The organism is Anoxybacillus sp. FSL W8-1294 (genome assembly GCF_037965005.1).
Lineage (GTDB): Bacteria > Bacillota > Bacilli > Bacillales > Anoxybacillaceae > Anoxybacillus > Anoxybacillus flavithermus_G.
Genome location: NZ_CP150179.1, coordinates 155,001 through 172,739 on the forward strand (window position 1 = coordinate 155,001; position 17,739 = coordinate 172,739).

General features: G+C 43.5%; 11 protein-coding genes, 10 tRNA genes, 2 rRNA genes and 1 riboswitch (1 of these 24 cut by a window edge). Of the genes, 21 read left to right on the forward strand and 2 right to left on the reverse strand.

Annotated elements, in window-relative coordinates:
• The 19 genes from NSQ23_RS00870 to glmS form a co-directional block, all read left to right on the forward strand.
• Nucleotides 1-2,600: ribosomal RNA gene (locus NSQ23_RS00870) — 23S ribosomal RNA — on the forward strand; it begins 326 nt to the left of the window's first position.
• Nucleotides 2,601-2,962: 362 nt separating this feature from the next.
• Nucleotides 2,963-3,079, forward strand: a 5S ribosomal RNA gene (gene rrf / locus NSQ23_RS00875).
• A gap of 166 nt (nt 3,080-3,245) precedes the next feature.
• Nucleotides 3,246-3,320 (forward strand) — tRNA-Asn (locus NSQ23_RS00880).
• A gap of 2 nt (nt 3,321-3,322) precedes the next feature.
• Nucleotides 3,323-3,395, forward strand: a tRNA-Thr gene (locus NSQ23_RS00885).
• A 15-nt stretch (nt 3,396-3,410) separates the two neighbouring features.
• Nucleotides 3,411-3,482, forward strand: a tRNA-Glu gene (locus NSQ23_RS00890).
• A 10-nt stretch (nt 3,483-3,492) separates the two neighbouring features.
• A tRNA-Val gene (locus NSQ23_RS00895) sits at nt 3,493-3,568 on the forward strand.
• A gap of 59 nt (nt 3,569-3,627) precedes the next feature.
• A tRNA-Thr gene (locus NSQ23_RS00900) sits at nt 3,628-3,703 on the forward strand.
• Nucleotides 3,704-3,708: 5 nt separating this feature from the next.
• Nucleotides 3,709-3,793, forward strand: a tRNA-Tyr gene (locus NSQ23_RS00905).
• Nucleotides 3,794-3,911: 118 nt separating this feature from the next.
• Nucleotides 3,912-3,986: transfer RNA gene (locus NSQ23_RS00910), tRNA-Gln, on the forward strand.
• A gap of 10 nt (nt 3,987-3,996) precedes the next feature.
• A tRNA-Lys gene (locus tag NSQ23_RS00915) sits at nt 3,997-4,069 on the forward strand.
• Between the two features lie 6 nt (nt 4,070-4,075).
• A tRNA-Gly gene (locus tag NSQ23_RS00920) sits at nt 4,076-4,150 on the forward strand.
• A gap of 1 nt (nt 4,151) precedes the next feature.
• Nucleotides 4,152-4,224: transfer RNA gene (locus NSQ23_RS00925), tRNA-Ala, on the forward strand.
• A gap of 143 nt (nt 4,225-4,367) precedes the next feature.
• Nucleotides 4,368-5,264 (forward strand): arginase, encoded by an 897-nt coding sequence (gene rocF / locus NSQ23_RS00930; protein WP_004888717.1) that lies wholly within the window; start codon nt 4,368-4,370, stop codon nt 5,262-5,264.
• Nucleotides 5,265-5,387: 123 nt separating this feature from the next.
• Nucleotides 5,388-5,951 carry an RNA polymerase sigma factor SigW gene (gene sigW, locus NSQ23_RS00935; RefSeq protein ID WP_339172303.1) on the forward strand — a complete coding sequence of 188 codons (564 nt, stop codon included), beginning with the start codon at nt 5,388-5,390 and terminating at the stop codon, nt 5,949-5,951.
• Nucleotides 5,952-5,968: 17 nt separating this feature from the next.
• Nucleotides 5,969-6,583, forward strand: coding sequence for an anti-sigma factor (locus NSQ23_RS00940; RefSeq protein WP_077429738.1), 615 nt, complete (start codon nt 5,969-5,971; stop codon nt 6,581-6,583).
• 63 nt (nt 6,584-6,646) lie between these two features.
• Nucleotides 6,647-7,468 carry a diadenylate cyclase CdaA gene (gene cdaA / locus NSQ23_RS00945; protein ID WP_077429739.1) on the forward strand — a complete coding sequence of 274 codons (822 nt, stop codon included), beginning with the start codon at nt 6,647-6,649 and terminating at the stop codon, nt 7,466-7,468.
• A complete protein-coding gene (locus NSQ23_RS00950; protein WP_339172307.1) occupies nt 7,461-8,693 on the forward strand; it encodes a YbbR-like domain-containing protein in 1,233 nt (410 codons plus the stop codon). Before cdaA ends, NSQ23_RS00950 begins: the two co-directional genes overlap by 8 nt.
• Before the next feature lie 19 nt (nt 8,694-8,712).
• Entirely contained in the window at nt 8,713-10,059 is a 1,347-nt protein-coding gene (glmM, locus tag NSQ23_RS00955; protein WP_339172310.1) for a phosphoglucosamine mutase, read from the forward strand.
• A gap of 390 nt (nt 10,060-10,449) precedes the next feature.
• Nucleotides 10,450-12,252, forward strand: coding sequence for a glutamine--fructose-6-phosphate transaminase (isomerizing) (gene glmS, locus NSQ23_RS00960; RefSeq protein WP_339172313.1), 1,803 nt, complete (start codon nt 10,450-10,452; stop codon nt 12,250-12,252).
• Nucleotides 12,253-12,322: 70 nt separating this feature from the next.
• On the opposite strand, the gene NSQ23_RS00965 is transcribed toward glmS, so the two are convergent.
• Together NSQ23_RS00965 and metE are read right to left on the reverse strand one after the other, a co-directional pair.
• Nucleotides 12,323-12,772, reverse strand: coding sequence for an acyl-CoA thioesterase (locus NSQ23_RS00965; RefSeq protein ID WP_339172315.1), 450 nt, complete (start codon nt 12,770-12,772; stop codon nt 12,323-12,325).
• Nucleotides 12,763-15,036, reverse strand: coding sequence for a 5-methyltetrahydropteroyltriglutamate--homocysteine S-methyltransferase (metE, locus tag NSQ23_RS00970; protein ID WP_339172318.1), 2,274 nt, complete (start codon nt 15,034-15,036; stop codon nt 12,763-12,765). The genes NSQ23_RS00965 and metE overlap by 10 nt, the downstream gene beginning before the upstream one ends.
• 140 nt (nt 15,037-15,176) lie before the next feature.
• Nucleotides 15,177-15,367: riboswitch (cobalamin riboswitch) on the reverse strand.
• Between the two features lie 616 nt (nt 15,368-15,983).
• On the opposite strand from metE, the gene NSQ23_RS00975 reads away from it, so the two are divergent.
• Together NSQ23_RS00975 and NSQ23_RS00980 are read left to right on the forward strand one after the other, a co-directional pair.
• Nucleotides 15,984-17,075: a SagB/ThcOx family dehydrogenase gene (locus NSQ23_RS00975; protein ID WP_339172321.1), complete on the forward strand. Its 1,092-nt coding sequence runs from the start codon at nt 15,984-15,986 to the stop codon at nt 17,073-17,075.
• Nucleotides 17,076-17,184: 109 nt separating this feature from the next.
• On the forward strand, nt 17,185-17,715 hold the full coding sequence (locus NSQ23_RS00980) for a winged helix-turn-helix domain-containing protein (RefSeq protein ID WP_339172324.1): 531 nt from the start codon (nt 17,185-17,187) through the stop codon (nt 17,713-17,715).
• Nucleotides 17,716-17,739 lie beyond the last annotated feature (24 nt).

A 17,739-nucleotide genomic window follows, 5' to 3' on the forward strand; every position in this document is an offset into this window, starting at 1 on the left:
GAACGGAGTAGACGAAGCGGTCTGGAAAGGCCCGCCAGAGGAGGTAACAGCCCTGTAGTCGAAACTTCGTTCCCTCCTGAGTGGATCCTGAGTACGGCGGGACACGAGGAATCCCGTCGGAAGCAGGGAGGACCATCTCCCAAGGCTAAATACTCCCTAGTGACCGATAGTGAACCAGTACCGTGAGGGAAAGGTGAAAAGCACCCCGGGAGGGGAGTGAAAGAGAACCTGAAACCGTGTGCCTACAAGTAGTCAGAGCCCGTTTATGGGTGATGGCGTGCCTTTTGTAGAATGAACCGGCGAGTTACGATCTCGTGCGAGGTTAAGTCGAAAAGACGGAGCCGCAGCGAAAGCGAGTCTGAATAGGGCGTATAGTACGAGGTCGTAGACCCGAAACCAGGTGATCTACCCATGTCCAGGGTGAAGGTAGGGTAATACCTACTGGAGGCCCGAACCCACGCACGTTGAAAAGTGCGGGGATGAGGTGTGGGTAGGGGTGAAATGCCAATCGAACTTGGAGATAGCTGGTTCTCCCCGAAATAGCTTTAGGGCTAGCCTCGAGTTGAGAGTCTTGGAGGTAGAGCACTGATTGGGCTAGGGGCCCTCATCGGGTTACCGAACTCAGTCAAACTCCGAATGCCAATGACTTATGCTCGGGAGTCAGACTACGAGTGATAAGATCCGTGGTCAAGAGGGAAACAGCCCAGATCACCAGCTAAGGTCCCAAAGTGTACGTTAAGTGGAAAAGGATGTGGAGTTGCTTAGACAACCAGGATGTTGGCTTAGAAGCAGCCACCATTTAAAGAGTGCGTAATAGCTCACTGGTCGAGTGACTCTGCGCCGAAAATGTACCGGGGCTAAACGTACCACCGAAGCTGTGGGACGACTTACGTCGTCGGTAGGGGAGCGTTCTAAGGGCGTCGAAGCTAGACCGGAAGGACTAGTGGAGCGCTTAGAAGTGAGAATGCCGGTGTGAGTAGCGAAAACAGAGGTGAGAATCCTCTGCACCGAAAGCCTAAGGTTTCCTGAGGAAGGCTCGTCCGCTCAGGGTTAGTCGGGACCTAAGCCGAGGCCGAAAGGCGTAGGCGATGGACAACAGGTTGATATTCCTGTACCACCTCCTCACCGTTTGAGCAATGGGGGGACGCAGGAGGATAGGGTCAGCGCGCGACTGGTTGTGCGCGTCCAAGCAGTTAGGCGCCTCAAGTAGGCAAATCCGCTTGAGTAGGCTGAGCTGTGATGGCGAGGGAAATAAAGTACCGAAGTGCCTGATTCCACACTGCCAAGAAAAGCCTCTAGCGAGGTGAGAGGTGCCCGTACCGCAAACCGACACAGGTAGGCGAGGAGAGAATCCTAAGGTGCGCGGGAGAACTCTCGTTAAGGAACTCGGCAAAATGACCCCGTAACTTCGGGAGAAGGGGTGCTCCCTCGGGTGAATAGCCCAGGGGAGCCGCAGTGAAAAGGCCCAAGCGACTGTTTATCAAAAACACAGGTCTCTGCGAAGCCGTAAGGCGAAGTATAGGGGCTGACACCTGCCCGGTGCTGGAAGGTTAAGGGGAGCGCTTAGCGCAAGCGAAGGTGCGAACCGAAGCCCCAGTAAACGGCGGCCGTAACTATAACGGTCCTAAGGTAGCGAAATTCCTTGTCGGGTAAGTTCCGACCCGCACGAAAGGTGTAACGACTTGGGCACTGTCTCAACGAGAGACCCGGTGAAATCATAGTACCTGTGAAGATGCAGGTTACCCGCGACAGGACGGAAAGACCCCGTGGAGCTTTACTGCAGCCTGATATTGAATGTTGGTGCGACATGTACAGCATAGGTGGGAGACTGAGAAGCCTGGACGCCAGTCTAGGTGGAGTCGCCGTTGGGATACCACCCTTGTCGTACTGAGATTCTAACCCGCACCCCTGATCGGGGTGGGAGACAGTGTCAGGTGGGCAGTTTGACTGGGGCGGTCGCCTCCCAAAGCGTAACGGAGGCGCCCAAAGGTTCCCTCAGAATGGTTGGAAATCATTCGAAGAGTGTAAAGGCAGAAGGGAGCTTGACTGCGAGACCTACAAGTCGAGCAGGGACGAAAGTCGGGCTTAGTGATCCGGTGGTTCCGAATGGAAGGGCCATCGCTCAACGGATAAAAGCTACCCCGGGGATAACAGGCTTATCTCCCCCAAGAGTCCACATCGACGGGGAGGTTTGGCACCTCGATGTCGGCTCATCGCATCCTGGGGCTGTAGTCGGTCCCAAGGGTTGGGCTGTTCGCCCATTAAAGCGGTACGCGAGCTGGGTTCAGAACGTCGTGAGACAGTTCGGTCCCTATCCGTCGCGGGCGTAGGAAATTTGAGAGGAGCTGTCCTTAGTACGAGAGGACCGGGATGGACGCACCGCTGGTGTACCAGTTGTCCCGCCAGGGGCACAGCTGGGTAGCTATGTGCGGAAGGGATAAGCGCTGAAAGCATCTAAGCGTGAAGCCCCCCTCAAGATGAGATTTCCCATCGCGTCAAGCGAGTAAGATCCCTTGAAGATGACAAGGTAGATAGGTCCGAGGTGGAAGCGTGGCGACACGTGCAGCTGACGGATACTAATCGATCGAGGACTTAACTAAGCACACAAGAAAAGCGAAGGCGACTGTCCAGCCACGAAGAACGCGAAAGGCCTGCGAGGAGGCTGTTGCCGCCACAGCAGGACTGAAGCGGTTCGAGGGGCTAGGAGCCGCAGCTAGACATCAAGAAAAGCGTAGAACGGTCCTTGGCGAAGCCAAGGAAACGTCCGACGGAGCCGAGAGCTTTTGACGAAGACGTGCTTGCACGTCGAACGGAAAAAGCGAAGGCGTAGGAGGATGTTAGTTCGAAGCTAGACAGTAAGAAAAGCGAAGGCGACTGTTCTGTTATCTAGTTTTGAAGGAATAAAAAATGCTTGACAACAAAAAATATTCCGTTATAATAACATTTGTCTAAAGCATTATTGCTCGGTGACGATGGCGGAGAGGTCACACCCGTTCCCATCCCGAACACGGAAGTTAAGCTCTCCAGCGCCGATGGTAGTTGGCGGGACACCGCCTGCGAGAGTAGGACGTTGCCGGGCAAAAGATAAGTTATTCCGCAGTAGCTCAGTGACGAGCGATGCTTCATTGATTAGGCTTCGAGTTGCCTCGACGCATCCATCATCGTGGAGTGTGCGAGTAGAGGAAGAGGCAGTAAAGTTATGCAACATGTTGATGAAGCACAAATGATTAACTTTAACGCATCATTCCGCAGTAGCTCAGTGGTAGAGCACTCGGCTGTTAACCGAGCGGTCGTAGGTTCGAATCCTACCTGCGGAGCCAGTGCTTCCATAGCTCAGTTGGTAGAGCACTTCCATGGTAAGGAAGAGGTCACCGGTTCAAGCCCGGTTGGAAGCTTGTGTGTCGTATGTTGGCCCGTTGGTCAAGTGGTTAAGACACCGCCCTTTCACGGCGGTAACACGGGTTCGAATCCCGTACGGGTCATCTCTTTTATGGAGGATTAGCTCAGCTGGGAGAGCACTTGCCTTACAAGCAAGGGGTCGGCGGTTCGATCCCGTCATCCTCCACCATATCTTTTGATAAATGTGTAGGGAATTGGGTAATATAATGTAGTCCAGAGAAAATAACTGCCGGCTTAGCTCAATTGGTAGAGCAACTGACTTGTAATCAGTAGGTTGCGGGTTCAAGTCCTGCAGCCGGCACCATCCGCGGAGGGGTAGCGAAGTGGCTAAACGCGGCGGACTGTAAATCCGCTCCCTTTGGGTTCGGCGGTTCGAATCCGTCCCCCTCCACCATTTGTTTTCACATAATGACTATGTACATTTTTGTCATATCAATGTCGGATTATTTCGCGAATTTCCTTCAGAAATTCTCAAAATAATCTTGCGGTGTTAATTCATGAAGTTACATCAATGGGCTATAGCCAAGCGGTAAGGCAACGGACTTTGACTCCGTGATGCGCTGGTTCGAATCCAGCTAGCCCAGCCATGTATATGATGAGCCATTAGCTCAGTAGGTAGAGCATCTGACTTTTAATCAGAGGGTCGGAGGTTCGAGTCCTCCATGGCTCACTTTTTGCGGAAGTAGTTCAGTGGTAGAACACCACCTTGCCAAGGTGGGGGTCGCGGGTTCGAGTCCCGTCTTCCGCTCCATGGGGCCTTAGCTCAGCTGGGAGAGCGCCTGCTTTGCACGCAGGAGGTCATCGGTTCGATCCCGATAGGCTCCATATCGTTGAAACCTTAGGCAAGATGATGCCTAAGGTTTTTTGTTGTTATTCATAGAATAAATATTCAAAAAGTTGTCGAGTTGAGCCAACTGTTTCTCCTCATGTACAATAAACATCAGATACAACAAGGGGAGGAGATCGAGATGGACATTTCGATTATTGGAGTGCCAATGGACTTAGGACAAACACGCCGTGGTGTTGATATGGGGCCAAGTGCCATTCGCTACGCTGGCGTAGTAGAGCGTTTAGAAAACTTAAATCATGATATTGAGGATTTAGGTGATATTCAAATTGGTCGTGCGGAGCGCGTTCAAGATGTGACAAATCCAAAATTACGAAACTTGAAAGCGGTTGCTGAGGCGAATGAAAAACTAGCCGCTACGGTGGATGAAGTTGTAGCCAAAGGTCGTTTCCCACTAGTGCTTGGTGGGGATCACAGCATTGCGATTGGGACACTTGCAGGAGTGGCTAGACATTATAAAAGTTTAGGCGTCATTTGGTACGATGCGCACGGAGATTTAAACACGGAGGAAACGTCTCCCTCGGGAAATATTCACGGTATGTCGCTTGCTGCAAGTTTAGGACTTGGTCATCCAGCTTTAACGATGATTGGTGGATATAGTCCAAAAGTGAAACCAGAAAATATTGTGATCATCGGTGCTCGTGCACTTGATGAAGGCGAAAAACAATTAATTAAAGAAAAAGGAATCAAAATATATACAATGCATGAGGTTGATCGTCTCGGTATGACAAAAGTAATGGAAGAGACGATTGCGTATTTAAAAGAACGAACAGACGGTGTACATTTGTCTCTTGACTTAGATGGGCTTGACCCACATGATGCACCTGGAGTTGGAACGCCGGTGATCGGTGGGCTCTCTTACCGTGAAAGTCATTTAGCGATGGAGATGTTAGCTGAAGCGCAAATCATCACTTCAGCTGAATTTGTTGAAGTGAATCCGATTTTAGATGAGCGCAATAAAACAGCTGCAACTGCTGTCGCTTTAATGGGATCGCTGTTCGGTGAGAAGCTTGTATGAGAGGTGGCGTGATGCCACCTCTTCATTTTTTTTAAAAATATGAATATATTCGTTGCGATTTGTGGAACTTTGCTTTATGTTATTCGTATAAAATAGTAGCCCCCATGTGGAGGTAAATATTACATGGACATGTTTATTAGGCAACGCATTAAAGCAGTTAAAAAAGGAGATCAAAGTGCTTTTGCTGATATTGTCGAAATGTACAAAGATAAAATTTATCAACTATGCTATCGCATGTTAGGAAATCGTCATGAGGCAGAGGATGCGGCACAAGAAGCGTTTATTCGGGCGTATGTCAACATCCATACGTACGATCCAACCATGAAATTTTCTTCTTGGTTGTATCGCATTGCAACGAATTTATCGATCGATCGCATGCGTAAAAAAAGTCCTGATGTTTATTTAGATGCGGAAGTGTCAGGAACAGATGGGCTAACGATGTACTCTCAGCTTGCAGATAAGGGAACTTCTCCGGAAGATGCTTTAGAAAGCTTAGAGTTACAGAAAATGGTTCAAGAAGCGATTTTAAAATTGCCGGAAAAATATCGCACAGTCATCGTTTTAAAATATATTGACGAGCTATCGTTACAAGAAATTAGTGACATTTTAAACTTACCGATTGGCACAGTAAAAACGCGCATTCATCGTGGTCGTGAAGCATTGCGTAAACATTTAGGCCATTTATGATAAAAGGAGTGAGACAGATGCCATGCTCTAAACAAATTGTTCAATGGATGCATGACTACTTAGATGGGGATATTCCAAAAGAGGAAGAACGACAATTGCGTAGCCATATTCAACAATGTGAAGCATGTCGCGAACATTTTTATGCATTGGAAAAAACAGTGGCGTTTGTCGAAAACGTTTCTCACTTCACCCCTTCAGACGATTTTATCAAAAAAGTGATGTACAACTTACCTCGTGAAAAACGACGTGTACGTTGGAAACGGTGGTTTACTCATCATCCGTTTTTAACGGCTGCATCACTATTTCTCCTATTAAGCACAAGTGGCTTGTGGGCCGTTTGGCAAGAAGACAATGAATTTTCGTTTTCTAAGCAAGAACATTTAATTGTTCAAAATCATACTATCATTGTGCCGAAAGGAAAAGTCGTGGAAGGTGATATTGTTGTCCGAAATGGTGATATTCAAATTGAAGGAGAAGTGCGTGGCAACGTTACTGTTATTAACGGTCATAAATATTTAGCTTCTGCTGGTGAAGTAACCGGACAAATTGAAGAAGTTAATGAAGTATTTGATTGGATTTGGTATAATGTAAAAAGAGTCGGTTACAATATCGCCAAAACATTAACGAAATAGCCATCCATATTGATGGCTTTTTTACATGTGAGAGCAATTAGAATGAGTGAAGGAAGTGTAAGAATGCCATTTGGAGAGCTCCCAACATTTGTGAATTACCTCATTAAGTTTGTAGACATTCTTGTCGTTTGGTTTGTCATTTATAAGCTTATTATGGTTGTACGCGGTACGAAAGCGGTGCAACTGCTAAAAGGGATTATTGTCATTATCCTTGTTCGCATTGTAAGTAGCTTTATTGGATTAAGCACATTGCAATGGTTGATGGATCAGGCGATTACATGGGGTTTTTTAGCTATCATCATTATTTTCCAGCCTGAGTTACGTCGAGCACTTGAACAGCTAGGGAGGGGAAAACTGTTTTCTCGGAGCACGACGCCTGAAGAGGAAGAGCAAACGCACATCATCGAAGCGATTGTGAAAGCGACAGAGTACATGGCAAAACGACGAATCGGGGCGTTAATTTCTATTGAACGAGAAACAGGAATGGGCGATTACATTGAAACCGGCATCCCATTACACGCACATGTTTCATCAGAATTGCTCATTAACATTTTTATTCCAAATACGCCACTTCACGATGGAGCTGTTATTGTTCAAAGAAATCAAATCGCTGCGGCATCTTGTTATTTGCCACTGTCTGAAAGCCCGTTTATTTCTAAAGAGCTTGGCACGCGACATCGCGCGGCATTAGGTATTAGTGAAGTGACGGATAGTATTACTGTTGTCGTATCTGAAGAAACAGGAGCGATTTCTGTTACGAAAAATGGGGAGCTTTACCGCGATTTAAAATTAGATGTATTGAGAGAGTTGCTGACGAAAGAGCTCATCCAACCGAAGACAACTTCCTCATCTCGTTGGCAGTGGAGGGCGAAAAAAAGTGGATAAATGGATGAATAGCCCATGGTTTATACGTATTTTTTCTTTGTTGTTAGCGCTTATGATTTACGTTTCAGTCAATATTGAAACACAATCGAATAGTACGTCACGAAATACGGTTGGTCAATCGGATGTTGAAACGGTGACGGACGTTCCAGTCGTCGTGTATTACGATCAAGAAAACCTTGTTGTTTCAGGGGTTCCCCAATCTGTGAATGTCATGCTTGAGGGGCCAAAAAGCATTGTTACGCCAACGAAGCTGCAGCGAGATTTTGAAGTGTATGTCGATTTATCTAAGTTGTCAATTGGCAAACATACTGTTCCTTTGAAATACCGAAATATTTCGGAAAAGTTGCGTGTCACTATTGATCCAGCGACAATTACTGTAACGATTGATGAACGAGTGTCAAAAGACTTTCCTGTAGAAGTTGACTTTATTAATAAATCACAAATTGCAGATGGTTATTCACCAGAACAGCCAATTGTGAAGCCAAATGTTGTGAAAGTGACCGGAGCAAAAACATTAATTGATAAAGTGGCATTAGTAAAGGCACGTGTAGACTTAAAAGGAGTTGAAGAAACAATTGAGAGGGAGTCGAAAGTGACGGTATATGATAAAGAAGGAAATGTGTTACCGCTCGATGTGGAACCATCCATTGTCGACATTACCGTGCCAATAAAAAGTCCAAGTAAAACCGTTCCTTTAAAAATTGAACGAAAAGGAACGTTACGCGAAGGATTAAGCATTGTCAAAATGGAAGTAATTCCGAGTGAAGTAACGATTTTTGGACCAAAAGCAAAGATCGATGAGATCGAGTTTATTAGTGGTATTGAAGTCGACTTAAGCGATATTACAAGTGATACCACTTTACAAGTTGATGTGCCTGTTCCAAAAGGAGCTAAAATGGTAGATCCGGCGAAAGTGACAATTTTAATTGAAATTGAACAGGAAAAAGAAAGAACATTTGATCAAGTTCCAATTGAAATCATCGGACTAAACGATGCGTACAAGGCAGAATTTATCGATCCTGCTGATCGAAATGTTGCACTAACGGCTTTAGGGGCCCAACGTGTATTGAACGCTATTCAACTAAAAGATATTGAGGTATACTTAAACGTTAGTGAATTAGGTATTGGAGAACATGACGTACCTATTGAAGTAAACGGACCTCAAAACGTTCGCTGGAGACTACCACAAAAAGAAGCAACGATTCGCATTACAAGAAACGAGTAATAATAGAAGGAGCGATAGCATGGGTAAGTATTTCGGAACAGACGGTGTTCGAGGGATTGCCAATAGCGAATTAACGCCAGAATTAGCTTTTAAAATTGGTCGTTTTGGTGGATATGTATTAACGAAAGATAAAGAACGTCCGAAAGTATTAATCGGTCGCGACACACGCATTTCTGGTCATATGCTCGAAGGAGCGCTTGTTGCTGGATTGCTCTCCATCGGGGCGGAAGTGATGCGTCTAGGTGTCATTTCAACGCCGGGTGTAGCATATTTAACGAAAGTGCTAGGGGCGCAGGCGGGAGTGATGATCTCCGCCTCGCATAATCCTGTCCAAGACAACGGCATTAAATTTTTCGGACCGGATGGTTTTAAACTGTCCGACGAACAAGAACAGGAAATTGAAGCGCTTCTTGATAGCGAAGAAGATACATTACCTCGTCCAACAGGAAAAGATTTAGGACAAGTAAATGACTATTTTGAAGGTGGACAAAAGTATTTACAATACTTAAAACAGACAGTGGACGAAGATTTCTCAGGAATTCACGTTGCCCTTGATTGCGCCCACGGTGCGACATCGTCGTTGGCGACGCATTTATTTGCTGATTTAGATGCCGATGTATCGACGATGGGTGCATCACCGAACGGATTAAACATTAACGACGGTGTCGGTTCGACGCATCCAGAGGCGTTGGCTGCGTTTGTGAAAGAAAAAGGAGCAGATGTAGGATTAGCGTTTGATGGCGATGGTGACCGATTAATTGCGGTGGATGAAAACGGTCAAATTGTCGACGGTGACCAAATTATGTACATTTGCGCGAAATATCTCAATGAACAAGGCCGTTTAAAACATCAAACGGTCGTCTCAACCGTCATGAGCAACCTCGGTTTTTATAAAGCGCTTGAAGCGCAAGGGATCAAAAGCGTACAAACAGCCGTTGGCGACCGTTATGTCGTCGAAGAGATGAAAAAGAACGGCTACAATTTAGGTGGAGAACAATCGGGGCATATTATTTTCCTTGATTACAATACGACAGGAGATGGATTGTTGACGGCGCTGCAGTTGGTCAACATTATGAAAGTAACGAAAAAGCCGCTTTCTGAGCTAGCTGGGGAAATGAAAAAATACCCACAAAAATTAGTAAATGTAAAAGTAACAGATAAACAGGAAGCAATCGCAAATGAAGAAGTACAACGCGTCATTCGTGAGGTAGAAGAAGAAATGGCTGGAAACGGTCGCATTCTCGTTCGCCCATCAGGGACGGAGCCGCTCGTTCGCGTGATGGCAGAAGCGCCGACAAATGAGCTTTGTGATCAATACGTAGAACGCATTGTAGCGGTCATTCGTGAGCGTTTTGGCGCACAATAATGGTTTCGGTAGACAATATGCATAAATGGAACGGTTTATTCCATTTATGCATATTTTGTTTATACAGGGGTAAGCGATACACATTGACGGTTGCCTCTTTGTTGTTGTAAACTATTGTTGTTTGACATCTTACATGAAAGGAGGATAGACGGAAACGATCGTATAAAAGCGCCTGGACTAAGCTTGGACGGGAAAAAAGCTTAGTTGACGAGGAGGAGGTTTATCGAGTGTTCGGCGGATGCCTCCCGGCTGATGCGATGACAGCCGCAAGTTCTTTCTTAAAACAAAGAGGCGACTCTTTGCACAAAGGAAAGAGCGTTCATCGCAAGCAAGTCAATTATTTAAGGGGCAAGAGCCCCTTCTTGCCCCTAACATTAGGGAGGATTTTTTATGTGCGGAATCGTTGGTTATATTGGTGAACAACCATCAAAAGAAATTTTATTGTACGGATTAGAAAAATTAGAATACCGTGGCTATGACTCTGCAGGGATTGCGTTATTAAATGAAAAAGGTATACATGTATTTAAGGAAAAAGGACGGATTGCCGATTTGCGTGCCGCCGTTGCAGAAGATGTAGATGCACCGCTTGGCATTGGCCATACACGTTGGGCAACACATGGCGTGCCAAACCGCGTGAATGCTCATCCACATCAAAGTGCATCTGGCCGCTTCACGCTTGTGCATAACGGCGTGATCGAAAACTACGAATTGTTAAAACGCGATTATTTAGCACATGTGACGTTTAAAAGTGACACAGATACAGAAGTTATTGTTCAGTTAATCGAAACGTTTGTAAATGACGGATTGTCGGTGGAAGAAGCGTTCCGTAAGACGCTTTCGTTATTGAAAGGCTCGTATGCGATCGCTTTAATTGATGCAGAAAATGATGGCATCATTTACGCGGCGAAAAACAAAAGCCCGCTTTTGGCTGGATTAGGTGAAGGATTTAACGTCGTCGCAAGCGATGCGCTCGCGATGTTACAAGTAACAAACCGATACGTCGAGTTAATGGATAAAGAAATCGTCATTGTGACAAAAGAACATGTGACAATTAAAAAGTTAAATGGTGAAGTGGTAGAGCGTGCACCGTATGTAGCGGAATTAGATGCAAGCGACATTGAAAAAGGAACGTATCCTTACTACATGTTGAAAGAAATTGACGAACAACCGCTTGTCATTCGCCGTTTGATTGAAAAATACCGCAACGAACAAGGCGAACTAACGATGGATGAAGACATCATTCAAGCAGTCAAAGAAGCGGATCGTTTATATATCGTCGCATGCGGCACGAGCTATCATGCTGGTTTAGTCGGCAAACAATTGATTGAAAACTGGGCGAAAATCCCTGTTGAAGTGCACATTGCAAGCGAATTTTCATACAATATGCCGCTTTTATCGGAAAAACCGCTCTTTATTTATATTTCACAAAGCGGAGAAACAGCGGACAGCCGTGCGGTGCTTGTACGCACGAAAGAGCTTGGTCATAAATCGTTAACGATTACGAACGTACCGGGTTCAACATTATCGCGTGAAGCAGATTATACGCTTCTTCTTCATGCTGGACCAGAAATTGCTGTTGCATCAACGAAGGCATATACAGCACAAATTGCAGTGCTTGCGATGCTGGCTGCGGTGGCTGCAAAAGCAAAAGGCATCGAGTTGAATGTTGACGTAACAAAAGAACTTGGCATTGTAGCGAATGCGATGGAAACACTTTGTGATGCAAAACATGAAATGGAAAACATCGCACGCGAATATTTAGCGACAACACGCAACTGCTTCTTTATCGGTCGCGCGGTCGACTATTATGTTGTATTAGAAGGCGCGCTAAAGCTGAAAGAAATTTCTTATATTCAGGCAGAAGGTTTTGCGGGCGGGGAATTGAAGCACGGTACGATCGCTTTAATTGAAAACGGCACACCAGTCATTGCCCTAGCGACACAAGAACATGTGAACTTAAGCATTCGCGGAAACGTCAAAGAAGTTGTCGCGCGCGGTGCAAATCCGTGTATCATTTCCATGAAAGGATTAGACATGGAGGACGACCGTTTCGTCATTCCAGCCGTTCATCCGATGCTCACACCGCTTGCGTCTGTCGTGCCATTGCAGCTCATTGCTTACTATGCGGCACTACATCGCGGTTGCGATGTCGACAAACCACGCAACTTAGCGAAGTCTGTAACGGTGGAATAAAGCTCAAAAAACACACGTCATGGATTACGATGCATGTAATCGGACGTGTGTTTTTTTATATGAATGTATGCTATGCCTTGTTGATTCGTTTGTTTTGCTGATACAGTTGTACGATTTGTTCTTCCCGTTCGCTAATGATAACTTTTGGAACAGGGGTCGGTTTTTTGTTTTGATCGATGGCGACCATCGTTAAAAAGCACGTCGTTGTTAAGTGATGTTCGCCTGTAAATAAATCTTCTGTTTCGACTTTGACGAATACTTTCACGGATGTGCGTCCGGTCGAGTAGACGAATGCTTCGAGTTTTAAAATATCGCCAACTTTTGCGGACGAAATGAAATCAACTTTGTCGATCGAAACGGTGACGACTGCTTTTCGCGCATGGCGCATGGCGGATATTGCCGCAATTTCATCAATATAAGCTAAAACGGTACCACCAAAAATCGTGCCGAGATGGTTCGTATCAGAAGGTAATACGAGCCGTGTTTGAATCGTTTTTGACTGCTCGACGCTTACTTCCATGATTTCATCCCTCCGTACGCTAAAAGACGCTCGCGGTATTCGCGTGCTGCCTCTACCATCACTTGAAGTGCGGCAGTCGTTTCTTCTTCTTTTCGCGTTTTTAATCCACAATCGGGATTGACCCAAAATTGTTCTGGACGAAGAACCCGAAGTGCCCGTTCGATTTGCTCACTTATTTCTTCTTTTGTCGGAATGCGCGGACTATGAATGTCATACACCCCTAAGCCAATTTCCTTTTGGTACTCATATGTTTCAAATGATGAAACAAGTTCACCATGGCTTCGTGATGATTCAATGGAAATGACATCCGCATCAAGCTCATCAATGATATGCATCATATGTTCAAACTGTGAATAGCACATATGCGTATGAATTTGCGTCTCCTCTTTCACCGATGAGGTCGTGATACGAAATGCGATAACGGCATCTTCCCAATATGATGCATGTTTCTCTTTTTTAAGCGGCAATCCTTCCCGTAATGCTGGCTCATCGACTTGAATGATGCGTATTCCTTCTTTTTCTAACTGCAGCACTTCTTCACGAATCGCAAGAGCGAGCTGAATGAGCACACGTTTTCGTGGAATATCGTCGCGAACGAACGACCAGTTTAAAATAGTTACTGGTCCTGTTAACATTCCTTTCACAGGTTTAGTCGTTAATGATTGGGCATATACTGTTTCTTCTATGGTCATCGGTTTTTGATAGGCAATATCGCTAAAAATAATAGGTGGGCGCACACAACGTGATCCATATGATTGCACCCAACCGTTTGTCGTGCATGCCATGCCTTGCAGTTTTTCACCGAAAAACTCCACCATATCTGTACGTTCAAATTCGCCATGGACAAGCACATCGAGCTGAAGTTGCTCTTGAATGTCGATCCATTTTGCGATTTCTTTCTTTATAAACGACTTATATTGATTGTCGTTCCATTCGCCTTTTTTCCACTTCATTCGAGCTTGGCGCACGTCGCTCGTTTGAGGGAAGCTTCCAATCGTCGTTGTCGGAAAAAGTGGAAGCTGCAAATGGGCTTGTTGTGCTTTTTGTCTTTCGCTGTAAGATGTTCGGTTTAATGGAACGGTTGTGATATCGTCTGTTTGTTTAGATTGACGGAACTTGGAAAAATAAACGGTTGTTTGTTCATCGTATTTGATTAGCTCGTCGATCGTTACGTTTCCGTTCATATACTCTGTCAACATACGTATTTCATCTAATTTTTCATCCGCAAATGATAAAGTACTAGCAAGCTCCGTTGGTAATGTATGTTCATGTTTTGTTGTGACAGGGACATGCAGTAAGCTGCAAGACGGTTGAATGATCAGTTGTTCAGAAACGCCTGCTAAATGATGAAGGAGCTTCGCTTTTTGGGCAAGCGAGCTTTTCCATACATTGCGACCGTCTACAATACCAGCAACTAATATTTTATCTTTCGGAAATCCGTACGTGTTTATGTTTTTCATGTTCTCGCCATCGTCATGCACGAAATCAAGCCCAATGCCTGCGACAGGTAAAGCAACGATTTCACGATAATGCGATACGCTAGCAAAATACGTTTGTAAAATAATATTTATGTTCGGTATATCGCGGTGAAAAACGTTGTATACATGATGAAATGCGTTGATGATATCATCGTCTATATCTTGAACGAGAATCGGTTCATCGATTTGGACGAATGACACGCCCGCTTCTCTTAGTTGTTTGAATAATTCCACATAAAGAGGAACTAATTGTGCGAGATATTTTCGCCACTCGTTTCGCGCGTATTGCTTAGAAAGCAAAAGAAATGTAACCGGGCCAAGCAATACAGGTTTTGTTTCTAAATTGAATGTTTCTTTGACAAGCTTGTATTCTTTCAATAGGCGATTATCCACTAATTTCGGCTTCGTTTGCCCGATTTCAGGCACAATGTAGTGATAATTTGTATTAAACCATTTCGTCATTTCAAGCGCATGTTGCCCATTCGTCCCACGCGCCATCGCAAAGTATTGCTCTAGCGGATTAACTATTTGTTTGAATCGCTCTGGAATATATCCGAACATAAATGCTGTATCTAACACGTGATCGTATAAGGAAAAATCTCCGATCGGAATGAGATCAATTCCTTTCTCGACTTGTTTGCGAATCGAATCAAGTCGAATCGTTTCCATCGTTTTTGTGAACTGCTCTTCGTTCATTTGCCCATTCCAAAAAGATTCTAATGCTTTTTTCCATTCCCTCTTTTCTCCAATACGTGGATATCCTACATTTGAACTACGGATGAACAAGTTAAGCACCTCCAGTCATTTATATCCCAATCAAGCAAAAAAACCCTCTTCCAAACAGAAGGAGGGCATAGCTAGCTCGTATTGAGATACATGAAGTGCCTCAAGATCATATGTCCTCACTCCTCCCTATGACGCGTAGGTCGTAAGTGCATACAACAGGCAGGTCTCCTGACTTAGCTTCATCGCCGTCTATCTCCTTCCCATTTCAAATGAAACAGTGGATGATGATAAACAGCTCTGCATCACAGTGGCGCGACCGTGTTGGACTCTCACCAAACTTCCCTTTTAAGATTCACAGCATGTGTGAACCACCTGTTGCGTGAACTTATTATGTTGTTGTATAAAATTCAGAATAAACGAACTTTTTGTTTTTTTCAACTGAAATGTTTTTTTCGTGTGGATGGTTTTGAGAGATGTAACGCCGTAGTTAATGGTTATATTTTTCTTTTAAGTTAATATTGGTATTTTGTTGATAATTTTATGTTAAAAAGTATTGATTTTTTTTTTTTGTTATATTTTAAAATGTACAAAAAATTTTAAAATGTACAAAAAATAAAATTATTTCAAATGAATTTTAAAAAAAGAGGTGGTTTTGTTTGTTGTAAAAATATGTATCGGACAAGTGATGTGTTTCTTGAAAAAAGAATGTGGAAAAACCATTGATTTACTGGTTCTTCTTCACAAGCATCAGTAGAGGGTGTTATAGAAAAATCAAATATAACTTTTGGTGAAGAACCTTAATAATGTAGAGGAGGTGTTAAATGTGAAAAGAGGAGTTTCAAAAGAGGAAACTTCAAAAAAGAAAAAAGTTAATCTTAACCAATTAAAATTATTAAAAGTTTCTAACAAAGAAACTTATGTAAGAAGACAAATGGGGGAATAAAAGAAATATGAGCTTCAATTGAATTTTTTCAATTGAAGCTCATATTTACGAGGAGAGAGTACAAATGAAATATTTTTTTAATCCAATGCTTCGATATTTTCATTTGCAAAATGAGGAATATGTATTGGATTTATTGAACGAGGAATATTATTCTACGGAAATATTATACAATGAGTTAATATTTGAGATACTTAAAATAACTAGTAATAAACCCTGTAATAAAAATGGGATCGTTGCTCAAATTCTAAGTCTTTACGAAATAGATAAAGATTTATTATTTCAATTCTTAGAACAGTTGATTGAAGAAAAACTTTTATTGAGTGAATCAGATTATAGAAAAGAATGGTTAGATTTACAGGAACTTTGGAAAACTTTTAACTGGAACGAAGCATATGTATATCAGTTGTTTAATAATGCAAAAAAGAAACTGGATTATTCCCAGTCTGGTTATGAAATTGATATAGAGGGTATGAGAGAATTTAAAAGAGAAAAAAATCCCCCGCCAATTTATAAAGAATATGATTCTAAACAAAAAAGAGTGCGCTTGAAAGAAGTAGCGACAATTAGTACAACTAATTTTTCTGTAAGGGATGTAATGATGTCTAAAAAGGCAAAGAGTTCAAAGATAAACTTTGATCAATTATCATATCTCCTAAAAATGGTTTTTGGTCGTCAGGGAATAAAAACTACAAGTTTAGGAGACGAATACTTGCTAAAGACTAGTCCAAGTGGAGGGATTAAACATCCTACAGAATGCTATTTAATTACAACAAACAACATAAAACTAAGTGAATTAAGTAAAAATTCAGTATATCATTATAGTGTCTATTCAAACAACTTGGTAGAAATAAATAACTTATCGGAAATTGACCTAAAAAAAGTTTGCCCATTAATTAAAGAAAATTCAAATGATTACCCTGTAATAATAATTTTAACAAGTATTTTTGAACGGAGTATGTATAGATATAGAGAAAGTAGATCTTTTAAGGCTGTTAATATTGATGTAGGACATTTGCTGTCTTCAGCAACGTTGATTTTAGATAGTCTAAATATATCTTATAATTTGAGCCATTCAACTTCCTTTGAATATGTGAATTCATTATTAAATATTGACGGACTAAAGGAAGCCAGCATTTGTTACATAGCTATTAAATAACTGTAGATGAGTATATACATGCACTTTAAAACCGTAACTTCTGTATGAACACCTTTCCCCATGGTTATACTGCTCCTAAATATTCACGAATAAACGGAGCGGAAAGGACATGAAACGTCTGAAACTTACAAATGATCACGGCTGGACGCCGCGAACACTTCGGAAACAAGAACGGAAAATCAAAGATGCTTCGCTTCGCGTTCGGGTGACCGCTGTTCGTCTTGTCATGGAAGGTCACCTCGGTAAAGATGTCGCAAAAATGGTCAACGTATGCCGTCAATCGGTTGCCCTCTACGTTGCACGTTTTAATCAAGGTGGGCTCGATCATCTACTCGATCGTCGGTTGCCGCCTGGTCGTGTGCCATTTCTTAAGGAAGAACAACAACAAGAAATTAGACAACTCGTGTTAACCACCACACCTGTGGATGCTGGCTGGGGCATCGCTTCATCATGGAACACGCGCATTTTACAATCTTACATTCAACAAACCTATGGCGTTTCGATGTCACGTGAAGGCATTCGTAAGTTGTTGCATCGTCTTCGTTTGTCATGGACACGTCCGACTTACAAGCTAGTCAAAGGAGACGCCAAGCGTCAAGCTGCCTTTCAAAAAGAACTTGAATTTATAAAAAAAAACTAATTACCGAGAATGCCATGCTGTTTT

What these genes read in the sequence shown, in the direction of transcription:
- rocF (WP_004888717.1), top strand. Translation starts at nt 4,368, where the DNA reads ATGGACATTTCGATTATTGGAGTGCCAATGGACTTAGGACAAACACGC.
- sigW (WP_339172303.1), top strand. Translation starts at nt 5,388, where the DNA reads ATGGACATGTTTATTAGGCAACGCATTAAAGCAGTTAAAAAAGGAGAT.
- NSQ23_RS00940 (WP_077429738.1), top strand. Translation starts at nt 5,969, where the DNA reads ATGCCATGCTCTAAACAAATTGTTCAATGGATGCATGACTACTTAGAT.
- cdaA (WP_077429739.1), top strand. Translation starts at nt 6,647, where the DNA reads ATGCCATTTGGAGAGCTCCCAACATTTGTGAATTACCTCATTAAGTTT.
- glmM (WP_339172310.1), top strand. Translation starts at nt 8,713, where the DNA reads ATGGGTAAGTATTTCGGAACAGACGGTGTTCGAGGGATTGCCAATAGC.
- glmS (WP_339172313.1), top strand. Translation starts at nt 10,450, where the DNA reads ATGTGCGGAATCGTTGGTTATATTGGTGAACAACCATCAAAAGAAATT.
- NSQ23_RS00965 (WP_339172315.1), bottom strand. Translation starts at nt 12,772, where the DNA reads ATGGAAGTAAGCGTCGAGCAGTCAAAAACGATTCAAACACGGCTCGTA.
- NSQ23_RS00975 (WP_339172321.1), top strand. Translation starts at nt 15,984, where the DNA reads ATGAAATATTTTTTTAATCCAATGCTTCGATATTTTCATTTGCAAAAT.
- NSQ23_RS00980 (WP_339172324.1), top strand. Translation starts at nt 17,185, where the DNA reads ATGAAACGTCTGAAACTTACAAATGATCACGGCTGGACGCCGCGAACA.